The organism is Williamsia serinedens (assembly GCF_024171725.1).
GTDB lineage: Bacteria > Actinomycetota > Actinomycetes > Mycobacteriales > Mycobacteriaceae > Williamsia_A > Williamsia_A serinedens.
In genome coordinates, this window is record NZ_JAMTCG010000001.1 from 375133 (window position 1) to 396313 (window position 21181).

The 21181-nt window shown below is 72.3% G+C and carries 20 protein-coding genes; 19 read left to right on the top strand and 1 reads right to left on the bottom strand.

What is annotated here, in order from left to right; translation table 11 throughout:
- The first annotated feature begins 2 nt into the window (after window positions 1–2).
- Genes aroC through aroB form a run of 3 tightly spaced genes read left to right on the top strand, consistent with a single transcriptional unit; the run spans window position 3 to window position 2910 of the window.
- Window positions 3–1223, top strand: a complete 1221-nt coding sequence (gene aroC / locus LX12_RS01705) for a chorismate synthase (protein ID WP_308213953.1) — start codon at window positions 3–5, stop codon at window positions 1221–1223.
- Complete coding sequence (locus tag LX12_RS01710; RefSeq protein WP_253652757.1) at window positions 1220–1798, top strand: shikimate kinase; 579 nt, start codon at window positions 1220–1222, stop codon at window positions 1796–1798. Before aroC ends, LX12_RS01710 begins: the two co-directional genes overlap by 4 nt.
- Window positions 1795–2910 (top strand): 3-dehydroquinate synthase, encoded by a 1116-nt coding sequence (gene aroB, locus LX12_RS01715; protein WP_253652758.1) that lies wholly within the window; start codon window positions 1795–1797, stop codon window positions 2908–2910. Before LX12_RS01710 ends, aroB begins: the two co-directional genes overlap by 4 nt.
- A 1-nt stretch (window position 2911) precedes the next feature.
- On the opposite strand, the gene LX12_RS01720 is transcribed toward aroB, so the two are convergent.
- Window positions 2912–3397 (bottom strand): B-4DMT family transporter, encoded by a 486-nt coding sequence (locus tag LX12_RS01720; protein WP_253652759.1) that lies wholly within the window; start codon window positions 3395–3397, stop codon window positions 2912–2914.
- An 82-nt stretch (window positions 3398–3479) separates the two neighbouring features.
- Here LX12_RS01720 and LX12_RS01725 point away from each other — a divergent pair, with 82 nt between their 5' ends.
- From LX12_RS01725 to LX12_RS01800, 16 genes are all read left to right on the top strand, one after another.
- Window positions 3480–4595 carry an aminopeptidase P family protein gene (locus tag LX12_RS01725; RefSeq protein ID WP_253652760.1) on the top strand — a complete coding sequence of 372 codons (1116 nt, stop codon included), beginning with the start codon at window positions 3480–3482 and terminating at the stop codon, window positions 4593–4595.
- Between the two features lie 71 nt (window positions 4596–4666).
- A complete protein-coding gene (efp, locus tag LX12_RS01730) occupies window positions 4667–5230 on the top strand; it encodes an elongation factor P (protein ID WP_253652761.1) in 564 nt (187 codons plus the stop codon).
- 13 nt (window positions 5231–5243) lie between these two features.
- The gene (gene nusB, locus LX12_RS01735; RefSeq protein ID WP_253652762.1) at window positions 5244–5723 is read left to right on the top strand and encodes a transcription antitermination factor NusB; all 480 of its coding nucleotides are present in this window, start codon (window positions 5244–5246) and stop codon (window positions 5721–5723) included.
- Between the two features lie 118 nt (window positions 5724–5841).
- Complete coding sequence (gene pyrR / locus LX12_RS01740; protein ID WP_253652763.1) at window positions 5842–6435, top strand: bifunctional pyr operon transcriptional regulator/uracil phosphoribosyltransferase PyrR; 594 nt, start codon at window positions 5842–5844, stop codon at window positions 6433–6435.
- On the top strand, window positions 6435–7376 hold the full coding sequence (locus LX12_RS01745) for an aspartate carbamoyltransferase catalytic subunit (RefSeq protein ID WP_253652764.1): 942 nt from the start codon (window positions 6435–6437) through the stop codon (window positions 7374–7376). The genes pyrR and LX12_RS01745 overlap by 1 nt, the downstream gene beginning before the upstream one ends.
- A 2-nt stretch (window positions 7377–7378) precedes the next feature.
- Entirely contained in the window at window positions 7379–8698 is a 1320-nt protein-coding gene (locus tag LX12_RS01750) for a dihydroorotase (RefSeq protein WP_372504899.1), read from the top strand.
- On the top strand, window positions 8695–9261 hold the full coding sequence (locus LX12_RS01755; RefSeq protein WP_253652766.1) for a PH-like domain-containing protein: 567 nt from the start codon (window positions 8695–8697) through the stop codon (window positions 9259–9261). The genes LX12_RS01750 and LX12_RS01755 overlap by 4 nt, the downstream gene beginning before the upstream one ends.
- Window positions 9258–10439, top strand: coding sequence for a glutamine-hydrolyzing carbamoyl-phosphate synthase small subunit (gene carA / locus LX12_RS01760; protein WP_253652767.1), 1182 nt, complete (start codon window positions 9258–9260; stop codon window positions 10437–10439). Before LX12_RS01755 ends, carA begins: the two co-directional genes overlap by 4 nt.
- Complete coding sequence (carB, locus tag LX12_RS01765) at window positions 10439–13765, top strand: carbamoyl-phosphate synthase large subunit (RefSeq protein WP_253652768.1); 3327 nt, start codon at window positions 10439–10441, stop codon at window positions 13763–13765. Before carA ends, carB begins: the two co-directional genes overlap by 1 nt.
- Complete coding sequence (gene pyrF / locus LX12_RS01770) at window positions 13762–14586, top strand: orotidine-5'-phosphate decarboxylase (RefSeq protein WP_253652769.1); 825 nt, start codon at window positions 13762–13764, stop codon at window positions 14584–14586. The genes carB and pyrF overlap by 4 nt, the downstream gene beginning before the upstream one ends.
- A gap of 417 nt (window positions 14587–15003) precedes the next feature.
- On the top strand, window positions 15004–15321 hold the full coding sequence (gene mihF / locus LX12_RS01775) for an integration host factor, actinobacterial type (protein ID WP_253652770.1): 318 nt from the start codon (window positions 15004–15006) through the stop codon (window positions 15319–15321).
- A gap of 79 nt (window positions 15322–15400) precedes the next feature.
- Entirely contained in the window at window positions 15401–15994 is a 594-nt protein-coding gene (gmk, locus tag LX12_RS01780) for a guanylate kinase (RefSeq protein ID WP_253652771.1), read from the top strand.
- A gap of 79 nt (window positions 15995–16073) precedes the next feature.
- A complete protein-coding gene (gene rpoZ, locus LX12_RS01785; protein ID WP_253652772.1) occupies window positions 16074–16361 on the top strand; it encodes a DNA-directed RNA polymerase subunit omega in 288 nt (95 codons plus the stop codon).
- A gap of 37 nt (window positions 16362–16398) precedes the next feature.
- Window positions 16399–17664 (top strand): bifunctional phosphopantothenoylcysteine decarboxylase/phosphopantothenate--cysteine ligase CoaBC, encoded by a 1266-nt coding sequence (gene coaBC, locus LX12_RS01790; protein ID WP_253652773.1) that lies wholly within the window; start codon window positions 16399–16401, stop codon window positions 17662–17664.
- 172 nt (window positions 17665–17836) lie between these two features.
- Window positions 17837–19063: a methionine adenosyltransferase gene (metK, locus tag LX12_RS01795; protein ID WP_253652774.1), complete on the top strand. Its 1227-nt coding sequence runs from the start codon at window positions 17837–17839 to the stop codon at window positions 19061–19063.
- Window positions 19064–19121: 58 nt separating this feature from the next.
- Complete coding sequence (locus LX12_RS01800; protein WP_253652775.1) at window positions 19122–21149, top strand: primosomal protein N'; 2028 nt, start codon at window positions 19122–19124, stop codon at window positions 21147–21149.
- The last annotated feature ends 32 nt before the right edge of the window (window positions 21150–21181 follow it).

The window sequence follows — 21181 nt, forward strand, 5'->3', positions numbered from 1 at the left end:
GCGTGTTGCGCTGGATCACCGCCGGAGAATCACACGGACCCGCCCTGGTCGCCCTGCTCGAGGGGATGGTGGCGGACGTCGCCGTGACGTCGGACGACGTCGCGGCGCAGCTCGCGCGACGGCGCCTCGGCTACGGCCGCGGCGCCCGCATGAAGTTCGAGGCCGACGCGGTGACCATCCTCGGCGGCGTGCGGCACGGCCGGACGCAGGGCGGGCCCGTCGCGATCCAGATCGCGAACACCGAGTGGCCCAAGTGGGAGACCGTCATGGCGGCCGACCCCGTCGACCCGGCCGAGCTCGACGGGGTCGCCCGCAACGCCCCACTGACCCGGCCCCGCCCCGGCCACGCCGACTACGCGGGGATGCTCAAGTACGGCTTCGACGACGCCCGCCCGGTCCTCGAGCGCGCGAGCGCCCGCGAGACGGCGGCCCGCGTCGCCGCCGCGACCGTCGCCCGCAACTTCCTGCGCCAGGTGGTCGGCGTCGAGATCCTGTCGCACGTCGTGACGATCGGTGCCTCGGAAGCCGTCGACGCACCGCCGCCGCGGCCGGAGGACCTCGAGCGGATCGACGCCAGCCCGGTCCGCGCGGCGACCCCGGAGGCCGAGGCGGCGATGATCGCCGAGATCGAGGCCGCGAAGAAGGACGGCGACACCCTCGGCGGCGTCGTCGAGGTGATCGCGACCGGGCTGCCGATCGGACTCGGGTCGCATGTCAGCGGCGAACAGCGGCTCGACGCCCGTCTCGCCGCGGCGCTCATGGGCATCCAGGCCATGAAGGGTGTCGAGGTGGGGGACGGCTTCGCCACCGCCCGCCGGCGCGGCAGCCTCGCCCACGACGAGATGGTGCCCGGCTCCGACGGCGTGCTGCGGTCGACGAACCGTGCCGGTGGACTCGAGGGCGGCATGACCAACGGCGAGGACCTCCGCGTCCGTGTCGCCATGAAGCCGATCTCCACCGTGCCCCGTGCCCTGTCCACCGTCGACATGGCCACCGGGGAACAGGCCCAGGCGATCCACCAGCGGTCCGACGTCTGCGCCGTCCCGGCCGCCGGGGTCGTCGCCGAGGCGATGGTCGCGCTCGTGCTCGCCCAGGCCGCCCTCGACAAGTTCGGTGGCGACTCGGCCCGGGAGACGGCCGACAACGTCGCGCGGTACAACGCCGCCGTCGCCGACCGCATGGCGGTCCTCGCCGCCGAGTCGGCCGCGCACGCCGGCCGGTGACCGGCTCGGCGACACCGGAGCCCGCCGGCCGCCGCCCCGTCGCGGTCCTGGTCGGCTTCATGGGGGCGGGGAAGTCGACGGTCGGCGCGGCACTCGCCCGTCTCCTCGACGCGCCGCTGGTGGACACCGACGCCGAGATCGTCCGCCGCGCCGGACGCCCGATCCCGCAGATCTTCGTCGACGACGGGGAGCAGGCGTTCCGGGACCTCGAGGCGCAGGTGGTCGCCGACGTCCTGGCCACGCACACCGGTGTCGTCGCGCTCGGCGGCGGAGCGGTCACCACCGCCGCCGTGCGCGAGGCCCTGGCGGGCCACGCGGTGGTGCACCTCGACATCACCCCCGAGGCCGGGTGGGCGCGGGTCCGTGGATCGGACCGCCCACTCCTGCGGGACGACGACGGGCGCGGCGCCGAGCAGCGGTACCGCGACCTGCACGCGGCGCGGCGCGCTCTGTACCGGTCGGTCACGGTGCACCACGTCGACGCGACGTCCGGGGACGCCGACCGACTCGCCCGTCGGATCGTCGCGGTGCTGGACGCAGACCATCTCGAACCGACAGCAGGGAGTCCGTCATGACCTCGCCCGAACCGGTCCGCATCCACGTCGCGACCGCCGACCCCTACGACGTGGTGATCGGTCGCGGGTTGCTCACCGACCTCGTCGAGGCCGCACGGGGTGCGTCGCGGGTGGCGATCCTCTACCAGCCCACCCTGGCGGCGACGGCCGAGGCGGTTCGGGCGGCGCTCGCCGACGCCGGACTCGACGCCCACCGCGTCGAGATCCCCGACGCGGAGGCCGGGAAGGACCTCGCGGTCGCCGCGTTCTGCTGGGAGGTCTTCGGGCGCATCGGCATCACCCGCAGCGACCTCGTCGTCGGACTGGGCGGCGGGGCCGCCACCGACCTCGCCGGGTTCGTCGCCGCCACCTGGATGCGGGGTGTCCCGGTGATGCACCTCCCGACGACGTTGCTCGGGATGGTCGACGCGGCGATCGGCGGCAAGACCGGGATCAACACCGACGCCGGCAAGAACCTCGTCGGTTCGTTCCACGAACCGGCCGCGGTGTTCGTCGACACCGGGACGCTCGAGACCGTGCCCCCGAACGAGATCGTCGCGGGGCTCGCCGAGGTCATCAAGACCGGGTTCATCGCCGACCCCGAGATCCTGGACATCATCGAGGCCGACCCCGCCGCCGCGACGGACCCCACCGGCACGGTGCTGCCGGAACTGATCCGTCGGTCCGTGCAGGTGAAGGCCGATGTCGTCGCGGCCGACCTCAAGGAGTCGTCGCTGCGGGAGATCCTCAACTACGGCCACACCCTCGGCCACGCCATCGAGCGCCGGGAGAAGTACCGGTGGCGTCACGGCGCGGCCGTCGCGGTGGGTCTGGTCTACGCCGCCGAACTCGGACGGCTGGCCGGTCGTCTGGACGACGCCACCGCCGATCGTCACCGGTCGATCTGTGAGCTCGTCGGACTGCCGACCACCTACGACCCGGACGCCTTCGGCGATCTGCTGCAGACGATGGGTGGGGACAAGAAGAACCGCGCCGGGGTGCTGCGGTTCGTCGTGCTCGACGGTCTCGCGAAGCCCGGACGGCTCGAGGGACCGGACCCGGGCCTGCTGGCCGCGGCGTACTCGGCGGTCGCGGGGTCGCCGACGACGGGGTCGAGCGGGATCCTGCTCTAGCTCAGGCGTTCTGCTTCTGCAGGCTGGGCCGGGTGTCCTCGGGCTCGTCGGCCTGCTCACGCCGCCGCTGGCGGCGGACGAAGAACCGTCCCACCGAGGCGCCGACCATCGCCGGGATGAAGACGAGGAGTGCGGTGAACGAGCCGCCGGCGAACAACTCGATGACGAAGCTGTTCTTGCCCATCCCCGCGAAGACGTGGTTGGCCAGTGCCCACCCGACGATGCCCGCGATGACCCCGGCGAGCAGGCCCGCCTTGAGCCACCGCATCGTGAGGTCCTCGTAGTCGTCGGGGTCGTCGTGGGCCCGCGCGTCGGCGATGCCGTCGATGCCCGCCCAGATCAGCGGGATGATCACCACGGCGGCGACCGCGAGCGTCTTCCACCACGTCCCGTTCAGGGGGCTGTGCACGATGGCCATCCCCAACAGCACACGGGCAACGATGTGGACGGCCGCCATCGGCAGGCCGCGGATCAACCACGACACCATGGCGCGAAGCGTAGCCCACGCCGCGCGCAGGATGTGCCGCACCACACAGTCCCGTCGTGCGCGCGCCGGTAGCGTGGCGTCGATGAACGCCCCGACCGTGACCGACCCGACGGACACCCACCGTCGCCGACGCGACCGCCTGCGTGCCCGGCTCGACGAGATCGGTGCCGACCACGTGCTCGTGTCCGATCTGGTCAACGTGCGGTACCTGTCGGGGTTCACCGGGTCGAACGCGGCGCTGGTCGTGGGATCCGACGCCGGCGCCGACGCCATCGCCACCGACGGCCGGTACATCACGCAGGTGGCCGACCAGGCGCCCGACCTCGAGGCCGTCATCGACCGCGCCTGCGCCCCGGCCCTGCTGTCCCGGGTGGCGTCGTCGGCCCCGACGGTGGCCGTCGAGGAACACGCGCTGACGGTCACCGCGTGGCGGGCTCTCGGCGACCTCGCCGAGGAGTCCGGCACCCGTCTCGTCGCGTCCGGACGGGTGGTCGAGGACCTGCGGACGGTGAAGGACGCCGACGAGATCGCACTGCTGCGTGAGGCCTGCCTCATCGGTGACACCGCGCTCGCCGCCCTCGTCGACGACGGTGTCCTCGCGCCCGGTCGCACCGAGCGGGAGGTCGCCCGGGCCCTGGAGTTCGGGATGTATGCGGCCGGCGCCGACGACATCGCGTTCGAGACCATCGTCGCCGCCGGTGCCAACTCCGCGATCCCGCACCACCGGCCGACCGACGCCGTGCTGTCCTCGGGGGACTTCGTGAAGATCGACTTCGGGTCGGTCGTCGGCGGGTACCACTCCGACATGACCCGGACGTTCGTGCTCGAGCGCGCCGCCGACTGGCAGCACGAGATCTACGAGCTGGTCGCCACCGCCCAACGGGCCGGACGTGAGGCACTGGCCCCCGGCGTGGAGGCCGCGGCCGTCGACGCCGCCGCGCGCTCGCTCATCGCCGACGCCGGGTACGGCGAGAACTACGTGCACGGTCTCGGCCACGGCGTCGGTCTGCAGATCCACGAAGCGCCGTCGATCGGCGCGAGCGCCCCGGGTACACTGCCCTGCGGTGCTGCAGTGACCGTCGAGCCCGGTGTGTACCTACCCGGCCGGGGCGGGGTGCGTATCGAGGACACCCTGGTCGTCCGCGAGGGCGACGCAGAACTGCTGACCACCACCGACAGGACATTCAGGATCGTCTGACCCGTGCGCGCCCCGCGCCGCCGGACGGTCGTGTGCCCGCGCGACGGGCGAGAGGGAGCGAGGCGTCACCAGTGGCAACCACCGCGGATTTCAAGAACGGGCTCGTGCTGCGCATGGACAACCAGCTGTGGCAGATCCAGGAGTTCCAGCACGTCAAGCCGGGCAAGGGCCCCGCGTTCGTGCGGACGAAGATCAAGAACGTGCTCAGCGGGAAGATCGTCGACAAGACGTTCAACGCCGGGGTCAAGGTGGAGACCGCCACCGTCGACCGTCGTGACATGACCTACCTCTACAACGACGGCTCGGACTTCGTGTTCATGGACTCCGAGAACTACGAGCAGGTCCCGGTCAGCCCGGAGACCCTCGGCGGCGGCGAGCGCTTCCTGCTGGAGAACATGAAGGTCCAGGTGGCGATGCACGATGGCACGCCGCTGTACGTCGAGCTCCCGGTCACCGTCGAGGTCGTCGTGGCCCAGACCGATCCCGGCGTGCAGGGCGACCGTTCCACCGGCGGCACCAAGCCGGCCACCCTGGAGACCGGCGCCGAGATCCAGGTCCCGCTGTTCATCAACACCGGCGACAAGCTCAAGGTCGACTCGCGCGACGGCAACTACCTCGGGCGCGTCAACTCGTGACCGACCACCGCCCGTGAAGAAGCCCGGTACCCGACACAAGGCGCGCAAGCGCGCCGTCGACCTGCTGTTCGAGGCGGAGGCCAAGAACGTCTCGCCGGTCGATCTCGTCGCCGAGCGTCGCGAGCTGGTGCGTTCCGACGAGAGCATCGGTGTCGTCGCCGAGTACACCGAACGCATCGTCGCCGGGGTGACCGCCGACGGCCCGCAGATCGACGCCGTGCTGACGTCGCACCTCAAGGAGTGGACGCTGCCGCGCCTGCCGGCGGTGGACCGCGCCATCCTGCGATTGGCCGCGTGGGAACTGTTCAACACCCCGGACGTCCCGCCCGTCGTCGTCGTGGACGAGGCGGTCGAGCTGGCCAAGGAGCTCTCCACCGACGAGTCGCCCGCGTTCGTCAACGGCGTCCTCGGCCGGATGGTCCACCTCGCCCCGCAGGTGCGTGCGGCCGCCGCGGCGCAGCCACGGGGCGAGACGCGCGACACATCCGACTGAGCACGGCTCGGACCGCCCGCGCGGCGCTGCTAGGCTTCTCACCGCCGGACCACCCTCCGGCGCGCAAGACATCCTTTAACGATCCGTCCCGTGAGGCGGAGAAGGAGGTCTCCCTTCGGTGAGCCCGTCGCACCCCGCGTCACCCGGATCGTCCCGGGTCCTGTTGGACGCCTCCGACGTCACCCGCACCATCGCCCGGATGGCGCACCAGATCATCGAGAAGACCGCCGTCGACTCCGACGACGCGCCCCGCGTGCAGATCATCGGCATCCCGACCCGCGGCCCCATCCTGGCCCAGCGGCTCGCCGACAAGATCGCCGAGTTCTCCGGTGTGCGACCGGGTGTGGGCTTTCTCGACATCACGCTCTACCGCGACGACCTCCGCGGGAAGCCCCACCGCCCGCTGGAGCGGACCTCGGTCCCCGCCGGTGGGGTCGACGGCGCGCTGGTCGTCCTCGTCGACGACGTGCTGTACTCCGGCCGCACCGTCCGCGCCGCGCTCGACGCCCTGCGCGACCTCGGTCGTCCCGCCGTGGTGCAGCTCGCGGTCCTCGTCGACCGCGGTCACCGGGAGCTGCCGATCCGCGCCGACTACGTCGGCAAGAACATCCCGACCGCCCGCTCCGAGGACGTCGGGGTGCGCCTGGTCGAGCGGGACGGGGTCGACGAGGTCGTCATCACCGACGGCCCGCGGGGCGGGGGTGCCCACTGATGCGGCACCTGCTCGGCGTCGACGACCTCGACGCCACCACCGCCACCGAGATCCTCGACGACGCAGAACGTTTCGAGCAGGCACTGCTCGGCCGCGAGGTCCGCAAGCTGCCCACGCTCCGCGGCCGCACCGTGATGACGGTCTTCTACGAGAACTCCACCCGCACGCGGGTCTCCTTCGAGGTGGCCGGCAAGTGGATGAGCGCCGACGTCATCAACGTCAGCGCGTCGAGTTCGTCGGCGGGCAAGGGGGAGTCGTTGCGGGACACCGCGAAGACCCTCCACGCCGCCGGTGCCGACGCACTGATCGTGCGCCACCCCGCCTCGGGTGCCGCGCACCAGATCGCGCGGTGGACGTCCGAGGAGGGCCCCGGCCCGTCGGTGATCAACGCCGGTGACGGCACGCACGAGCACCCCACGCAGGCACTGCTCGACGCGCTCACGCTCCGACAGCGCCTCGGGACGCTCGAGGGGAAGCGGATCGGCATCGTCGGCGACGTCCTGCACTCGCGGGTCGCGCGGTCGAACGCGCACCTGCTGTCGACGCTCGGCGCCACCGTGGTCCTCGTCGCCCCGCCCACCCTGCTGCCCGTCGGGGTGGAGCAGTGGCCGGTCCTCGTCGAGCACCACCTCGACGCGGCGCTGCCCGCGCTCGACGCGGTGATGATGCTGCGGGTGCAGGCCGAGCGCATGAACGGCGGCTTCTTCCCGTCGGCGCGCGAGTACTCGATCCGCTACGGGCTCAACGACCGTCGGCTCGCGCTCCTGCCGGACGAGGCGATCGTGCTGCACCCCGGCCCGATGCTGCGCGGCATGGAGATCGGGTTCTCGGTCGCCGACTCCCCGCGGGCGACGGTGCTGCAGCAGGTGACCAACGGGGTCCACGTCCGGATGGCGGTCCTGTTCCGACTGCTCGTCGGGACCGACGGAGAGGTGGGATGAGCATGGCCGGCTCCGACAACCAGACGCTCGTCACCGACGTCCGTCCCTACGGCGAGGGTGATGCTGTCAACGTGCTGATCCGCGACGGGGTCGTCGTCGAGATCGGTGCCGACCTGTCGGCAGACGCCGAGCAGACCGTCGACGGTCGTGGTGGTGTCCTGCTGCCCGGCTTCGTCGACCTGCACACGCATCTGCGCGAGCCGGGTCGCGAGGACACCGAGACCATCGAGACCGGTTCGCGCGCAGCCGCTCTCGGTGGCTACACCGCCGTCTTCGCGATGGCCAACACCGACCCGGTCGCCGACACCGCCGTGCTCACCGACCACGTGTGGGCCCGCGGGCAGAAGGTCGGTCTCGTGGACGTCCACCCGGTGGGTGCGGTGACCGTCGGCCTCGGCGGCACGCAGCTCGCCGAGCTCGGGGCCATGGCCGACGGCGTCGCCGGCGTGCGGATGTTCTCCGACGACGGCAAGTGCGTGCACGACCCGCTGCTCATGCGCCGCGCGCTGGAGTACGCCCGCGGGCTCGACGTGCTCATCGCACAGCACGCGGAGGAGCCGCGGCTGACCGTCGGCGCCGTGGCGCACGAGGGTGCGGCCGCCGCCCGTCTGGGCCTGGCCGGGTGGCCGCGGTCGGCGGAGGAGTCGATCGTCGCCCGGGACGCGATCCTCGCCCGCGACGCCGGTGCGCGGGTGCACATCTGCCACGCCTCGACCGCCGGGACCGTCGAGCTGCTGCGCTGGGCGAAGGCGCAGGGCATCGCGATCACCGCCGAGGTCACCCCGCACCACCTGTTCCTCGACGACTCCCGCCTGGCGACCTACGACCCGGTGAACAAGGTCAACCCGCCGTTGCGCGAGTCGTCGGACTGTGCGGCGCTGCGGGCGGCCCTCGCCGAGGGCGTGATCGACTGCGTTGCCACCGATCACGCGCCGCACGCCGACCAGGACAAGTGCTGCGAGTTCGCCGTCGCGCGCCCCGGGATGCTCGGGCTGCAGACGGCCCTGTCGGTCGTCGTCGCGACGATGGTCGCCCCGGCCGACGGCGCCGGGACGCTGGACTGGCGGGGCGTCGCCCGCGTCATGAGCGAACGCCCCGCGCAGATCGTCGGACTGCCCGACCAGGGTCGCCCGATCGAGGTGGGGGAACCGGCCAACCTCACCGTCGTCGACCCCGACGCGTCGTGGACGGTGGACGCGACCGCGCTGGTGAGCATCGGACGCAACTCGCCGTTCGACGGCATGGAGCTGCCGGCGCGGGTGCGCGCCACCCTGCTGCGCGGTCGGGTGACCGCCCTCGACGGAGCGGTGGTCGGCCGATGACCAGCGTCCTGATCGTCCTCGTGGTCCTGCTCGCCTGGGTCGGCGTCGTCGGGCTGATGCTGCGCGGCTGGCGCAACCGTGGCCACCGCCAGACCCAGCTCATCGGCGCGTTCCCCGAGGTCCCGGCCACGCTGTCGGTGCCGGAGCTCGGACCGCACACGGGCCTCTATCTCGGTTCGACCATCGCGCCGAGCTGGCAGGACCGCGTCGCCGTCGGCGACTACGGCGACCGTGCGACGACCGAGATCTCCGCCTACCGCGACGGCGTGCTCCTCGAGCGCTCCGGGGCGAACCCGATCTGGATCCCGGCGACGTCGATCACCGCGATCCGCACCGAACGCGGGATCGCCGGGAAGGTGATGACCGCCGACGGAGTGCTGGTGATCCGCTGGACGCTGCCGTCGGGAACCGAGATCGACTCCGGCATCCGCGCCGACGACAAGGGTGTCTACCCCGACTGGGTCGCCCGTGACCCGCGCCGACGTCCACCCCCGGACGACACCGGCGACCATCCCGACACCACCCCCACCGATCCGACCCCACCGGAGGACGACCGCCCATGACCGCCGCCGTACTGGTTCTCGAGAACGGGCAGGTCTTCACCGGCGCCGCGTTCGGCGCGACCGGCCAGACCCTCGGCGAGGCCGTGTTCTGCACCGCGATGACCGGTTACCAGGAGACGCTCACCGACCCCAGCTACCACCGTCAGATCGTGGTGGCGACCGCGCCGCAGATCGGCAACACCGGCTGGAACGACGAGGACGGTGAGAGCCGGGAGGGTGCCACCGACGGCACGAGCACCGGCGGACACATCTGGGTCGCCGGGTACGCCGTGCGCAATCCCGCACGGCGCGTGTCGAACTGGCGCGCCAACCGCAGCCTGGACGACGAACTCGAGCGCCAGGGGATCGTCGGCATCGCCGGCATCGACACCCGCGCCGTGACCCGGGTGCTCCGCGACCACGGCTCGATGCGGGCCGGGATCTTTTCCGGCGACGCACTCGCGCAGGGGGCGAACGGGCCCGACACCGACGCCCTGCTCGACCGCGTGCGGTCGCAGCCCTCGATGGCGGGCGCCGATCTCGCCGGTGAGGTGAGCGCCGACGACGGGTACGTCGTGGAGCCGGTCGGGGAGCACCGGCACACCGTGCTCGCGGTCGACCTCGGCATCAAGACGAACACCCCCCGGATGTTCGCGCAGCGCGGGATCCGGGTGCACGTGGTCCCCGCCGGCACCGACCTCGCCGCGATCGACGACATCGCCCCCGACGGTGTGTTCCTGTCGAACGGGCCGGGGGACCCCGCCACCGCCGACCGGCCCGTCGCGTTCGCGCAGGGCGTCCTCGAGCGGCAGATCCCGCTGTTCGGCATCTGCTTCGGCAACCAGATACTCGGCCGCGCTCTGGGTCTGGGCACCTACAAGATGCGGTTCGGGCATCGCGGCATCAACATCCCGGTCATCGACCACACCACCGGGCTCGTGTCCATCACCGCCCAGAACCACGGCTTCGCCCTGGAGGGGGAGGCCGGCGCCGAGTTCGACACCCCGTACGGCCGCGCGCGCGTCAGCCACACCTGCGCGAACGACGGCACCGTCGAGGGCGTGGAGCTGCTCGACGGTGGCGCCTTCTCCGTGCAGTACCACCCGGAGGCCGCGGCCGGACCCCACGACGCCGCCTACCTCTTCGACCGTTTCCTCGCACAGCTGGACGCGCGTGCCGCGCAGAAAGGCCGGGGCTGATGCCACGCCGTAGCGACCTGTCCCACGTCCTCGTCATCGGTTCCGGCCCGATCGTCATCGGTCAGGCCTGCGAGTTCGACTACTCGGGCACCCAGGCCTGCCGTGTGCTGCGGGCCGAGGGGCTGCGGGTCAGCCTGGTGAACTCCAACCCGGCGACGATCATGACCGACCCGGAGTTCGCCGACGCCACCTACGTCGAGCCCATCACGCCGGAGTTCATCGAGAAGGTCATCGAGACCGAGCGCGACAACGGTCACCCGATCGACGCGGTGCTGGGGACGCTCGGTGGTCAGACGGCGCTCAACGCCGCCGTGCAGCTGCACGAGCGGGGCATCCTCGCCAAGCACGGCATCGAGCTCATCGGCGCCGACTTCGACGCCATCCAGCGCGGCGAGGACCGGCAGAAGTTCAAGGACATCGTCGAGAAGGTCGGCGGGTCCAGCGCCCGCAGCCGTGTGTGCTTCACGATGGACGAGGTCCGCGAGACCGTCGCCGAGCTCGGCTTCCCGGTCGTCGTGCGTCCCTCGTTCACCATGGGCGGCCTCGGGTCGGGCATGGCCTACGACGAGTCCGACCTCGAGCGCATCGCGGGCGGCGGACTCGCCGCGTCGCCGACGGCCAACGTCCTCATCGAGGAGTCCATCCTCGGGTGGAAGGAGTACGAGCTCGAGCTGATGCGCGACGGCAACGACAACGTCGTCGTCGTCTGTTCCATCGAGAACGTCGACCCCGTCGGCGTGCACACCGGTGACTCGGTGACGGTCGCCCCCGCGATGACCCTCACCGACCGCGAGTACCAGGTGATGCGCGATCTCTCGCTGGCCATCATCCGCGAGGTCGGTGTCGACACCGGTGGCTGCAACATCCAGTTCGCCGTCGACCCCACCGACGGTCGCATCGTCGTCATCGAGATGAACCCGCGCGTGTCGCGGTCGTCGGCGCTGGCGTCGAAGGCCACCGGGTTCCCGATCGCCAAGATCGCCGCGAAACTCGCCGTCGGCTACCGACTCGACGAGATCGTCAACGACATCACCGGCGAGACCCCGGCCTGTTTCGAGCCGACCCTGGACTACGTCGTGGTGAAGGCGCCGCGCTTCGCCTTCGAGAAGTTCCCCGGCGCCGACGACACGCTGACCACCACCATGAAGTCGGTGGGCGAGGCGATGAGTCTCGGCCGCAGCTTCGCCGAGGCCCTCGGCAAGGTGATGCGGTCGTTGGAGACCAAGGCCGCCGGCTTCTGGACCGAGACGCGCCCCGAGGCGACCCTCGACGAGATCCTCACCGAGATCGCCACACCCCGCGACGGGCGGCTGTACCGCGTGATGGCCGCGTTCGACGCGGGCGCGAGCATCGAGCAGGTCTTCGACGCCACGAAGATCGACCCCTGGTTCCTCGCCGAGATCGCCGCGATCGGCGAGATGGGCCGTGCCGTCCGGGACGCCGACACCCTCGACGCGACACTGCTCCGCGAGGCGAAGGGCACCGGCCTGTCGGATCGCCAGATCGCCGCGCTGCGCGACGATCTCGCCGACGAGGCCGCCGTCGCGGCGCTGCGCCTGCAGCTGGGCGTGACGCCGGTCTACAAGACCGTAGACACGTGCGCGGCCGAGTTCGAGGCGAAGACGCCGTATCACTACTCGACCTACGAGACCGATCCCGCGGCCACCAGCGAGATCGCCCCGCAGACCGAGCGCGAGAAGGTCCTCATCCTCGGGTCGGGTCCGAACCGCATCGGTCAGGGCATCGAGTTCGACTACTCGTGCGTGCACGCCGCACTGACGTTGTCGCAGGCAGGGTTCGAGACGGTGATGGTCAACTGCAACCCCGAGACCGTCTCCACCGACTACGACACCGCCGATCGTCTCTACTTCGAGCCGCTGACGTTCGAGGACGTCATGGAGGTCTACCGCGCCGAGTGCGCGTCGGGCACCGTGCGCGGTGTCATCGTGCAGCTCGGCGGCCAGACCCCGCTCGGGCTCGCGCGGCGTCTCGAGGAGGCGGGGGTGCCGATCGTCGGCACGTCACCCGCCGCCATCGACCTCGCCGAGGACCGTGGCGAGTTCGGCCGCGTGCTCGACGAGGCGGGCCTGCCCGCCGCGAAGTACGGCACGGCGACCAGCTTCGACGAGGCGCGCGCCATCGCCGCCGACATCGGCTACCCGGTGCTCGTGCGCCCGTCGTACGTGCTCGGCGGCCGCGGGATGGAGATCGTCTACGACGAGCCGTCGCTCGAGGGCTACATCTCCCGCGCCACCGAACTCACCCCGGAGCACCCGGTCCTCGTCGACCGGTTCCTCGAGGACGCCGTCGAGATCGACGTCGACGCCCTGTGCGACGGCACCGAGGTCTACATCGGCGGCGTCATGGAACACATCGAGGAGGCGGGCATCCACTCCGGTGACTCGGCGTGCGCCCTGCCGCCGGTCGCGCTCGGCCGCACCGACGTCGCGGCGGTCCGCCGCTCCACCGAGGCGCTCGCGAAGGGCATCGGTGTGAAGGGTCTGCTCAACGTGCAGTTCGCCCTCAAGGACGACGTCCTCTACGTCCTCGAGGCCAACCCCCGCGCCAGCCGCACGGTGCCCTTCGTCTCGAAGGCGACCGCGGTGCAGCTGGCCAAGGCGTGTGCCCGGGTGATGCTCGGCTCGACGATCGCGGAGCTGCGCGAACAGGGGATCCTGCCCGCCACCGGCGACGGCGGCGAGTTGCCGGTGAACGCACCGATCGCCGTGAAGGAGGCGGTGCTGCCGTTCAACCGGTTCCGCCGCCTCGACGGCTCCGGTGTCGACTCGCTGCTGAGCCCGGAGATGAAGTCGACCGGCGAGGTCATGGGCATCGACGCCGACTTCGGACGGTCGTTCGCCAAGTCGCAGACCGCGGTGTCGGGATCGCTGCCCACCTCGGGTGCGATCTTCGTGTCGGTGGCCAACAAGGACAAGCGCGCACTGCTGTTCCCGGTGAAGCGTCTCGCCGACCTCGGATTCCAGATCCTCGCCACCGAGGGCACCGCAGAGGCGTTGCGCCGCAACGGCGTCGCGTGCACGCAGGTCCACAAGCACTCCGACACCGACCTGCCGCCGGGGGAGCGGACCATCGTCGAGACGATCCGCGCCGGCGAGGTGTCGATGGTCATCAACACCCCGTTCGGCAACTCCGGGCCTCGCGTCGACGGCTACGAGATCCGCAGTGCCGCCGTGTCGCAGAACATCCCGTGCATCACCACCGTGCAGGGCGCGAGCGCGGCGGTGCAGGGCATCGAGGCCGCCCTCGTCGGCGACATCGGGGTGCGCTCGCTGCAGGAGCGGCACGAGGCGATGCGCGGCGCATGACCGCGGACTTCGCGACCCGCGTCGCCGACGCCGTCGCCCGGCGAGGCCGGCTGTGCGTCGGCATCGACCCACACGCGCAGCTCCTCGCGTCGTGGGGGCTGACCGACGACGCCGCCGGGGTGCGGGCGTTCACCGAGACCGTGGTCGCGGCGATCGGACCGCACATCGCCGTGGCCAAACCGCAGGTGGCGTTCTACGAGCGCCACGGGTCGCGGGGCGTCGCGGTGCTGGAGGACGCCCTGACGTCCCTGCGGGAGGCCGGCGTGCTCGTCATCGCCGACGCCAAGCGCGGTGACATCGGGTCGACGATGGCCGCCTACGCCGACACCTGGCTCGGCGACGCGTCGCCCCTGCGGGCCGACGCGGTCACCGCCTCGCCCTACCTCGGGGTGGGCTCGCTCGACCCGGCCGTCGAGCTCGCCGACGCGACCGGTCGCGGGGTGGTCGTGCTCGCGCGGACCTCGAACCCGGAGGGCGGCGGTCTGCAGACCGCGACCGACGCCGCGGGGCGCACGGTCGCGCAGTCCGTCGTCGACGCCGCGGCTCGGCACAACGCCGACGGCCCGGCCAGCATCGGGCTGGTCGTGGGCGCGACCCGCGACCACGGCCTGGATCTGACGGGCGTCGGCGGTCCGGTCCTCGCGCCGGGACTCGGCGCGCAGGGCGCGACCCCCGACGACCTGGCCCGCGTCTTCCGCGGCGCCACCGACCTGCTGCTGCCCTCGGCGTCGCGTCAGGTCCTCGCCGCGGGCCCGGACGGCGCCGCGGTCGCCGCGGCGGCGCAACGCCTGCGCGACGAGGTCGAGACAGCCCTGTCCTGAGCCCCGCGGCCGGTGCCGGCGTCCTCCGACCGCAGGTCAGGGACGTGCGCGACACGCGCGGGCACGCACCGGATCGTGACGGGACACCCCCGGAACCCCCTGTCACACCCGTCACAGGACGGACTTCTCACCCCCGGACCGGCCCGTCGTCACCCTATGGCCGAGTTCTGTTGTGACACAGTGAGATCGAGCCGATCGCCCTGCGTCCGCGGGTGCGTCGGCCACAGGCGGGGGTTGTCCACCGGTGAGGCCCTACAACACCCTCTGTGGTGCGGAAATGCCGGGGTGGGGGTCGCAAACGGCAGGTTGCGTGGGTACGGTCTGGAATCGCTGTCGGCGATCGGTGACACCGGACACCGGCAGGCACATGGACCAGTGAGTGCTGCGAGACGCAGTTCTATGAGTACGGAGGAACCCGTGGCCCTTCCCCAGTTGACCGCCGAGCAGCGCGCCGCTGCTCTCGAGAAGGCAGCTGCTGCCCGCAAGGCGCGCGCCGAGCTCAAGGAGCGGCTCAAGCGTGGAGGCACCGATCTGTCGCAGGTGCTGAAGGACGCAGAGACCGACGAGATCCTCGGCAAGATGAAGGTCTCGGCCCTGCTGGAGGCGCTGCCGAAGGTGGGCAAGGTCAAGGCGCAGGAGATCATGACCGAGCTGGAGATCGCGCCGACCCGTCGTCTGCGTGGACTCGGCGATCGGCAGCGCAAGGCGCTGCTGGCCAAGTTCGACCAGAACTGAGGCCGACGTAGAAGCTCGTGGAGGTCCGGGTGCGGGGGAGACCCCGCCCCGGGCGTCCGACCGGAGGGGCCGACTGCTGGTGCTGGTCGGCCCCTCCGCCGTCGGCAAGTCCAGTGTCGTGCGGCGGGTGCGGGAACTTCTGCCCGAGCTGGTGTTCAGCGTCTCGGCGACCACCCGCGCACCGCGCGCCGGGGAGGTCGACGGCGTCGACTACCACTTCGTCACCGAGGACCGCTTCAGCGAGATGATCGCCGACGGCGAGCTGCTCGAGTGGGCGGAGATCCACGGCGGACTGCAGCGGTCGGGGACCCCCGCCGCGCCGGTCCGGGCGGCCATGGCCGCCGGGTCGCCGGTCCTCGTCGAGGTCGACATCGCCGGGGCCCGCGCCGTCCGACACGCCGTTCCGGAGTCCGTCTCGGTGTTCCTGGCCCCGCCCAGCTGGGACGAACTCGTGCGCCGACTCACCGGCCGCGCCACCGAGAGCGCCGAGGTCATCGCCCGTCGGCTGCAGACCGCGCGGGAGGAGATGGCCATCGCCGACGAGTTCGACCACGTCATCGTCAACGACCACGTCGACCGCGTCGCCCGCGAGTTGGTATCCTTGCTGGTCGGACATGACCGGAGCACCACGGCGGACGCACATGCGTCCGACCCCGCTCGTCCCCAGACCTGAGACATCCAGGCCGCCGCAGCGCGCGGCGACACATCGCGGCCGCCGCACGGACGGCCGCAGACCGTGAGGAACACATCTCGTGAGCACGCCCCTGAGCACGGACGCCACCACCCCCGCGTACGACACCCCGCTCGGCATCACCAACCCGCCGATCGACGAGCTCCTCGACCGCGCGTCCTCCAAGTACGCGCTGGTCATCTACGCGGCCAAGCGTGCGCGCCAGATCAACGACTACTACAACCAGCTCGGCGACGGCATCCTCGAGTACGTCGGCCCGCTGGTCGAGCCGGGTCTGCAGGAGAAGCCGCTGTCCATCGCGATGCGCGAGATCCACACCGACCTGCTCGAGCACACCGAGGGCGAGTGATCCGCACCGGATCCGCCCCGGCGTCCCGCACCCCTCGGTGACCGCACCGGCCGCTCGCAGCCGCATCGTCGTCGGTGTCGGCGGGGGCATCGCCGCGTACAAGGCGTGCTCGCTGATCCGCCACTTCACCGAGGCCGGCCACAGCGTCCGGGTGATCCCGACACGATCGGCGCTCGAGTTCGTCGGCGCCGCCACGTTCGAGGCGCTGTCGGGCAACCCGGTCACCCCGGAGGTCTTCGCCGACGTCGAGCACGTCCCGCACGTGCGACTCGGCCAGGAGGCCGACCTCGTCGTCGTGGCGCCGGCCACCGCGGACCTGATGGCCCGCGCCGCGGCCGGTCGCGCCGACGACCTGCTCACCGCGACGCTGCTCACCGCGCGCTGTCCGGTGGTCTATGCGCCGGCCATGCACACGGAGATGTGGGAGCACCCGGCCACCCAAGCCAACGTCGCCACCCTGCGCGCCCACGGCGCCACCGTCCTGCGTCCCGCGTCGGGACGACTGACCGGTCGGGACTCCGGCGCCGGCCGACTGCCCGAGCCGAGCGAGATCGGGCTGCTCGGCGACGTCCTGCTCGAGCGACCCGACGCCCTCCCGTTCGACCTGGCAGGACGACGCGTCCTGATCAGCGCCGGCGGCACCCGCGAACCCCTCGACCCGGTGCGGTTCCTCGGCAACCGCAGCTCGGGCAAACAGGGTTTCGCCCTGGCCCGGGCCGCCACCCACCGCGGCGCCGACGTCACGCTCGTCGCGGGCACGGCGACCGGCCTGGAGGCACCGTCGGGTGTCGAGCGTGTCGACATCACCACCGCCGAGCAGCTCTCCACCGAGATCACGACCCGCGCGGCCGATGCCGACGTGGTGATCATGGCCGCGGCGGTCGCCGACTTCCGGCCGGTGCACGTGGCCACCGCGAAGATCAAGAAGGAGCCGGGCGCCGACGCGACGCCGACGCCGATCGAGCTGGCGACCAACCCCGACATCCTGCGGGGCCTCGTCGCGGCACGGTCGGCGGGCGACGTCGCGGCCGACACCGTCATCGTCGGGTTCGCTGCCGAAACCGGTGACGAGCGCGGCGGCGTGCTCGACCACGGCCGGGAGAAGCTGGCCCGCAAGGGCTGCGACCTCCTCGTCGTCAACGCCGTCGGCGACGGCAAGGCGTTCGGCACCGACGACAACACCGGCTGGGTGCTGGCGTCGACGGGTGCCGAGACCGCCCTGCCGCTCGGGTCGAAAACACTCATGGCGAGCCGAATACTGGACGCCGTGACAGCCCTGCTGTCGGGACGTCGGACCGACTGACACCCACCGGAGTGCCCGGCCGTGCGGGTCACCGACCAGCGACGAGGGTGTGTAGGTTGTTGCTCTGGCAGGGGGAGAGACCACCCGGGGACGGGCCACCACCGCGGCGGGACACCCCGCCGCGCCACCGCCCCATGCGACGTCGACCGGCGTCGGACTTCGAGAGGAAATGATGACTGCAGGCCAGAGTCCCGCGGGGACGTCGCGACTGTTCACCAGCGAGTCGGTCACCGAGGGCCACCCGGACAAGATCTGCGACGCGATCAGCGACTCGATCCTCGACGCGCTGCTGGAGCAGGACCCCACCAGCCGCGTCGCCGTCGAGACCCTCGTGACCACCGGCCAGGTCCACGTCGCGGGCGAGGTCACGACCTCGGCCTACGCCGACATCCCCAAGATCGTCCGCGACAAGGTCCTCGAGATCGGCTACGACTCGTCGTCGAAGGGCTTCGACGGCGCGACCGCCGGCGTGAACGTCGCCATCGGTGCGCAGTCGCCCGACATCGCGCAGGGTGTCGACAACGCCTACGAGTCGCGCGTCGACGGCCAGACCGACGAGATCGACAAGCAGGGCGCCGGCGACCAGGGTCTGATGTTCGGCTACGCCACCGCCGAGACCCCGGAGTTCATGCCGGTGCCGATCGCGCTGGCCCACCGCCTGTCGCGCAAGCTCACCGAGGTCCGCAAGAACGGCACGCTGCCGTACCTGCGTCCCGACGGCAAGACCCAGGTCACCATCGAGTACGACGGTGACACCCCGGTCCGTCTCGACACGGTCGTCCTGTCGACGCAGCACGCCGCCGACATCGACCTCGTCAACATGCTGACCCCGGACATCAAGACGCACGTCGTCGACGCGGTCCTCGCCGATCTCGAGCTGCCGTCGCTGGACACCTCGAACCCGCGCCTGCTGGTCAACCCGACCGGCAAGTTCGTGCTCGGTGGCCCCATGGGCGACGCCGGACTCACCGGCCGCAAGATCATCGTCGACACCTACGGCGGCATGGCCCGCCACGGTGGTGGCGCGTTCTCCGGCAAGGACCCGTCGAAGGTCGACCGCAGCGCCGCGTACGCCATGCGCTGGGTCGCCAAGAACGCGGTCGCCGCGGGTCTCGCCAAGCGCATCGAGGTCCAGGTCGCCTACGCGATCGGCAAGGCCGCCCCGGTCGGCCTCTTCGTCGAGACGTTCGGCACCGAGGCCATCGACCCGGTGACGATCCGCGCCGCGATCTCGGAGGTCTTCGACCTGCGTCCGGGCGCGATCATCCGCGACCTGGACCTGCTGCGCCCGATCTACGGCCCGACCGCCGCGTACGGCCACTTCGGTCGCACCGACCTCGACCTGCCGTGGGAGCGCACCGACCGCGCCGACAAGCTGAAGGCGGCCGCGGGCATCTGAGTCCGCTCCCCGTCCCCGGCCCCGCCGGGACCCTCCCTCGACACCGACGCCACCGTCGATGAGCCCGCGCGCAGCCACCACCGCGCCCGCCGCCCATCTGCCGGTGGCGTCGGTGCTCGTCATGCTGGGCCTGTCGCACCTCGACCGACTCTTCGACTACGAGGTCGGCGCCGACCAGGACACCGACGCCGTGCCCGGTGCCCGCGTGCGGGTGCGGTTCGCCGGTCGCCTCGTCGACGGGTTCGTCGTCGAACGGATGGCGGGCACCGACCACCCCGGCAAGCTCGGTCGGCTCGACCGGGTGGTGTCACCGGAACCGGTGCTCACCCCGGAGGTCGCCGCGCTGTGCCGCGCGGTCGCCGACCGCTACGCCGGGACGCTGACCGACGTCGTGCGCCTCGCGATCCCCCCGAGGCACGCCCGCACCGAGGCCGCGCTGCCCGTCCAGGCGCCCGAGCATCCACCGCTCCCGGAACCCGACGACACCGCGTGGGCGGCCTATCGGGCCGGGCCGGCGCTGCTGACCGCCCTCGCCGACGGCGGGGCGCCCCGCGCCGCGTGGCAGTCGCTGCCCGGCGAGGACTGGCCGGCGCGCATCGCCGACCTCGCCCTCGCCACCGTCACCGGCGGACGCGGGGTCGTGGTCGTCGTCCCCGACCAGCGTGACCTCGACCGCGTCGACGCGGCCTGCCGGGACCTGCTCGGCGACCGCGTGGTCGCGCTGTCCGCCGGACTGGGACCGACCGCGCGCTACCGCCGGTGGCTGCAGGCGCTGCGCGGACACGCCGCCGTGGTCGTCGGGACCCGCAGCGCGGCGTTCGCACCCGTCCGCGATCTCGGACTGATGGTGGTGTGGGACGACGGCGACGACAGCCTGACCGAACCCCGCGCCCCCTACCCGCACCCACGGGAGGTCGCCGTCCTGCGCACCGCGGCGGCGTCGGCGGCGCTCGTCGTCGGCGGGATCGCGCGGACCGCCGAGACCCAGGTGCTGGTGACCTCCGGCTGGATGCACGACGTCGTCGCCGACCGCGCCGTCGTCCGTGACCGCGCCCCGCGCATCCGGGCCATCAGCGACGACGACCGCACCGTCGCCCGCGACCCGCTCGCGCGCGTCGCACGCCTGCCCGCGATCGCCTTCGACGCGGCCCGCGCGGCCCTCGCCGCCGACGCCCCCGTGCTGGTGAGCGTGCCCCGCCGGGGCTACCACCCGTCACTCGCCTGCGCGCGGTGCCGGACGCCGGCACGCTGCCGGCGGTGCCACGGCCCGCTGCGGGCCGACTCCGCCGACGCGACCACCACGCCGTCGCCGACGCTCACGTGCAACTGGTGCGGACGACGCGAGGCCTTCCGCTGCGTGGAGTGCGGCGACACGCGCCTGCGGGCGACCAGCACCGGCGCACGACGCACCGCGGAGGAGCTCGGCAAGGCGTTCCCGGGCGTCCCCGTCCTCACCTCCGGCGGCGACACGATCGCCGACCGCGTCGACCCCGGCGCGCGCCTGGTGGTCGCGACCCCCGGCTCCGAGCCCGTCGTCGACGGCGGCTACGGCGCGGCGATCCTCCTCGACACGTGGGCGCAGCTCGACCGCGCCGACCTGCGGGCGGGGGAGCAGACGTTCCGCCGGTGGACGTCGGTGCTCGCCGGCCTCCGTGCCGCGCGCGACGGCGGCACCGCGGTGGTCGTCGCCGACGCGGGACTGCCGGTCGTCCAGGCCGCCATCCGCTGGGATCCCGTCGGGTTCGCCGCGCAGGAACTGGCCCAACGCGCCGAGCTCGGGCTGCCACCCGCGGTGACCATGGTGTCCGTCGACGGCACCGACCGCTCGGTCGCGGCGTTCGTCGACGCCGTCGACCTCCCCACCGACGCCGAGACCCTCGGACCGGTCGACCTGCCCTCCGACGCCCGTCCGCCCGCCGGGTGGGACGGGGAGACCGAGGGCCCGCTCACCCGGGTGCTGCTGCGCATCCCGCGCAGCCACGGCCGGGACCTGGTGCGGGCGCTCAAGGTCGCGCAGGTGCACCGCTCGGCCCAGCACGACACCGGACCCCTGCGCATCCAGGTGGATCCGCCCACCATCGGCTGACAGGGCGGACCTCTTCGACGCCTAGACTCGAC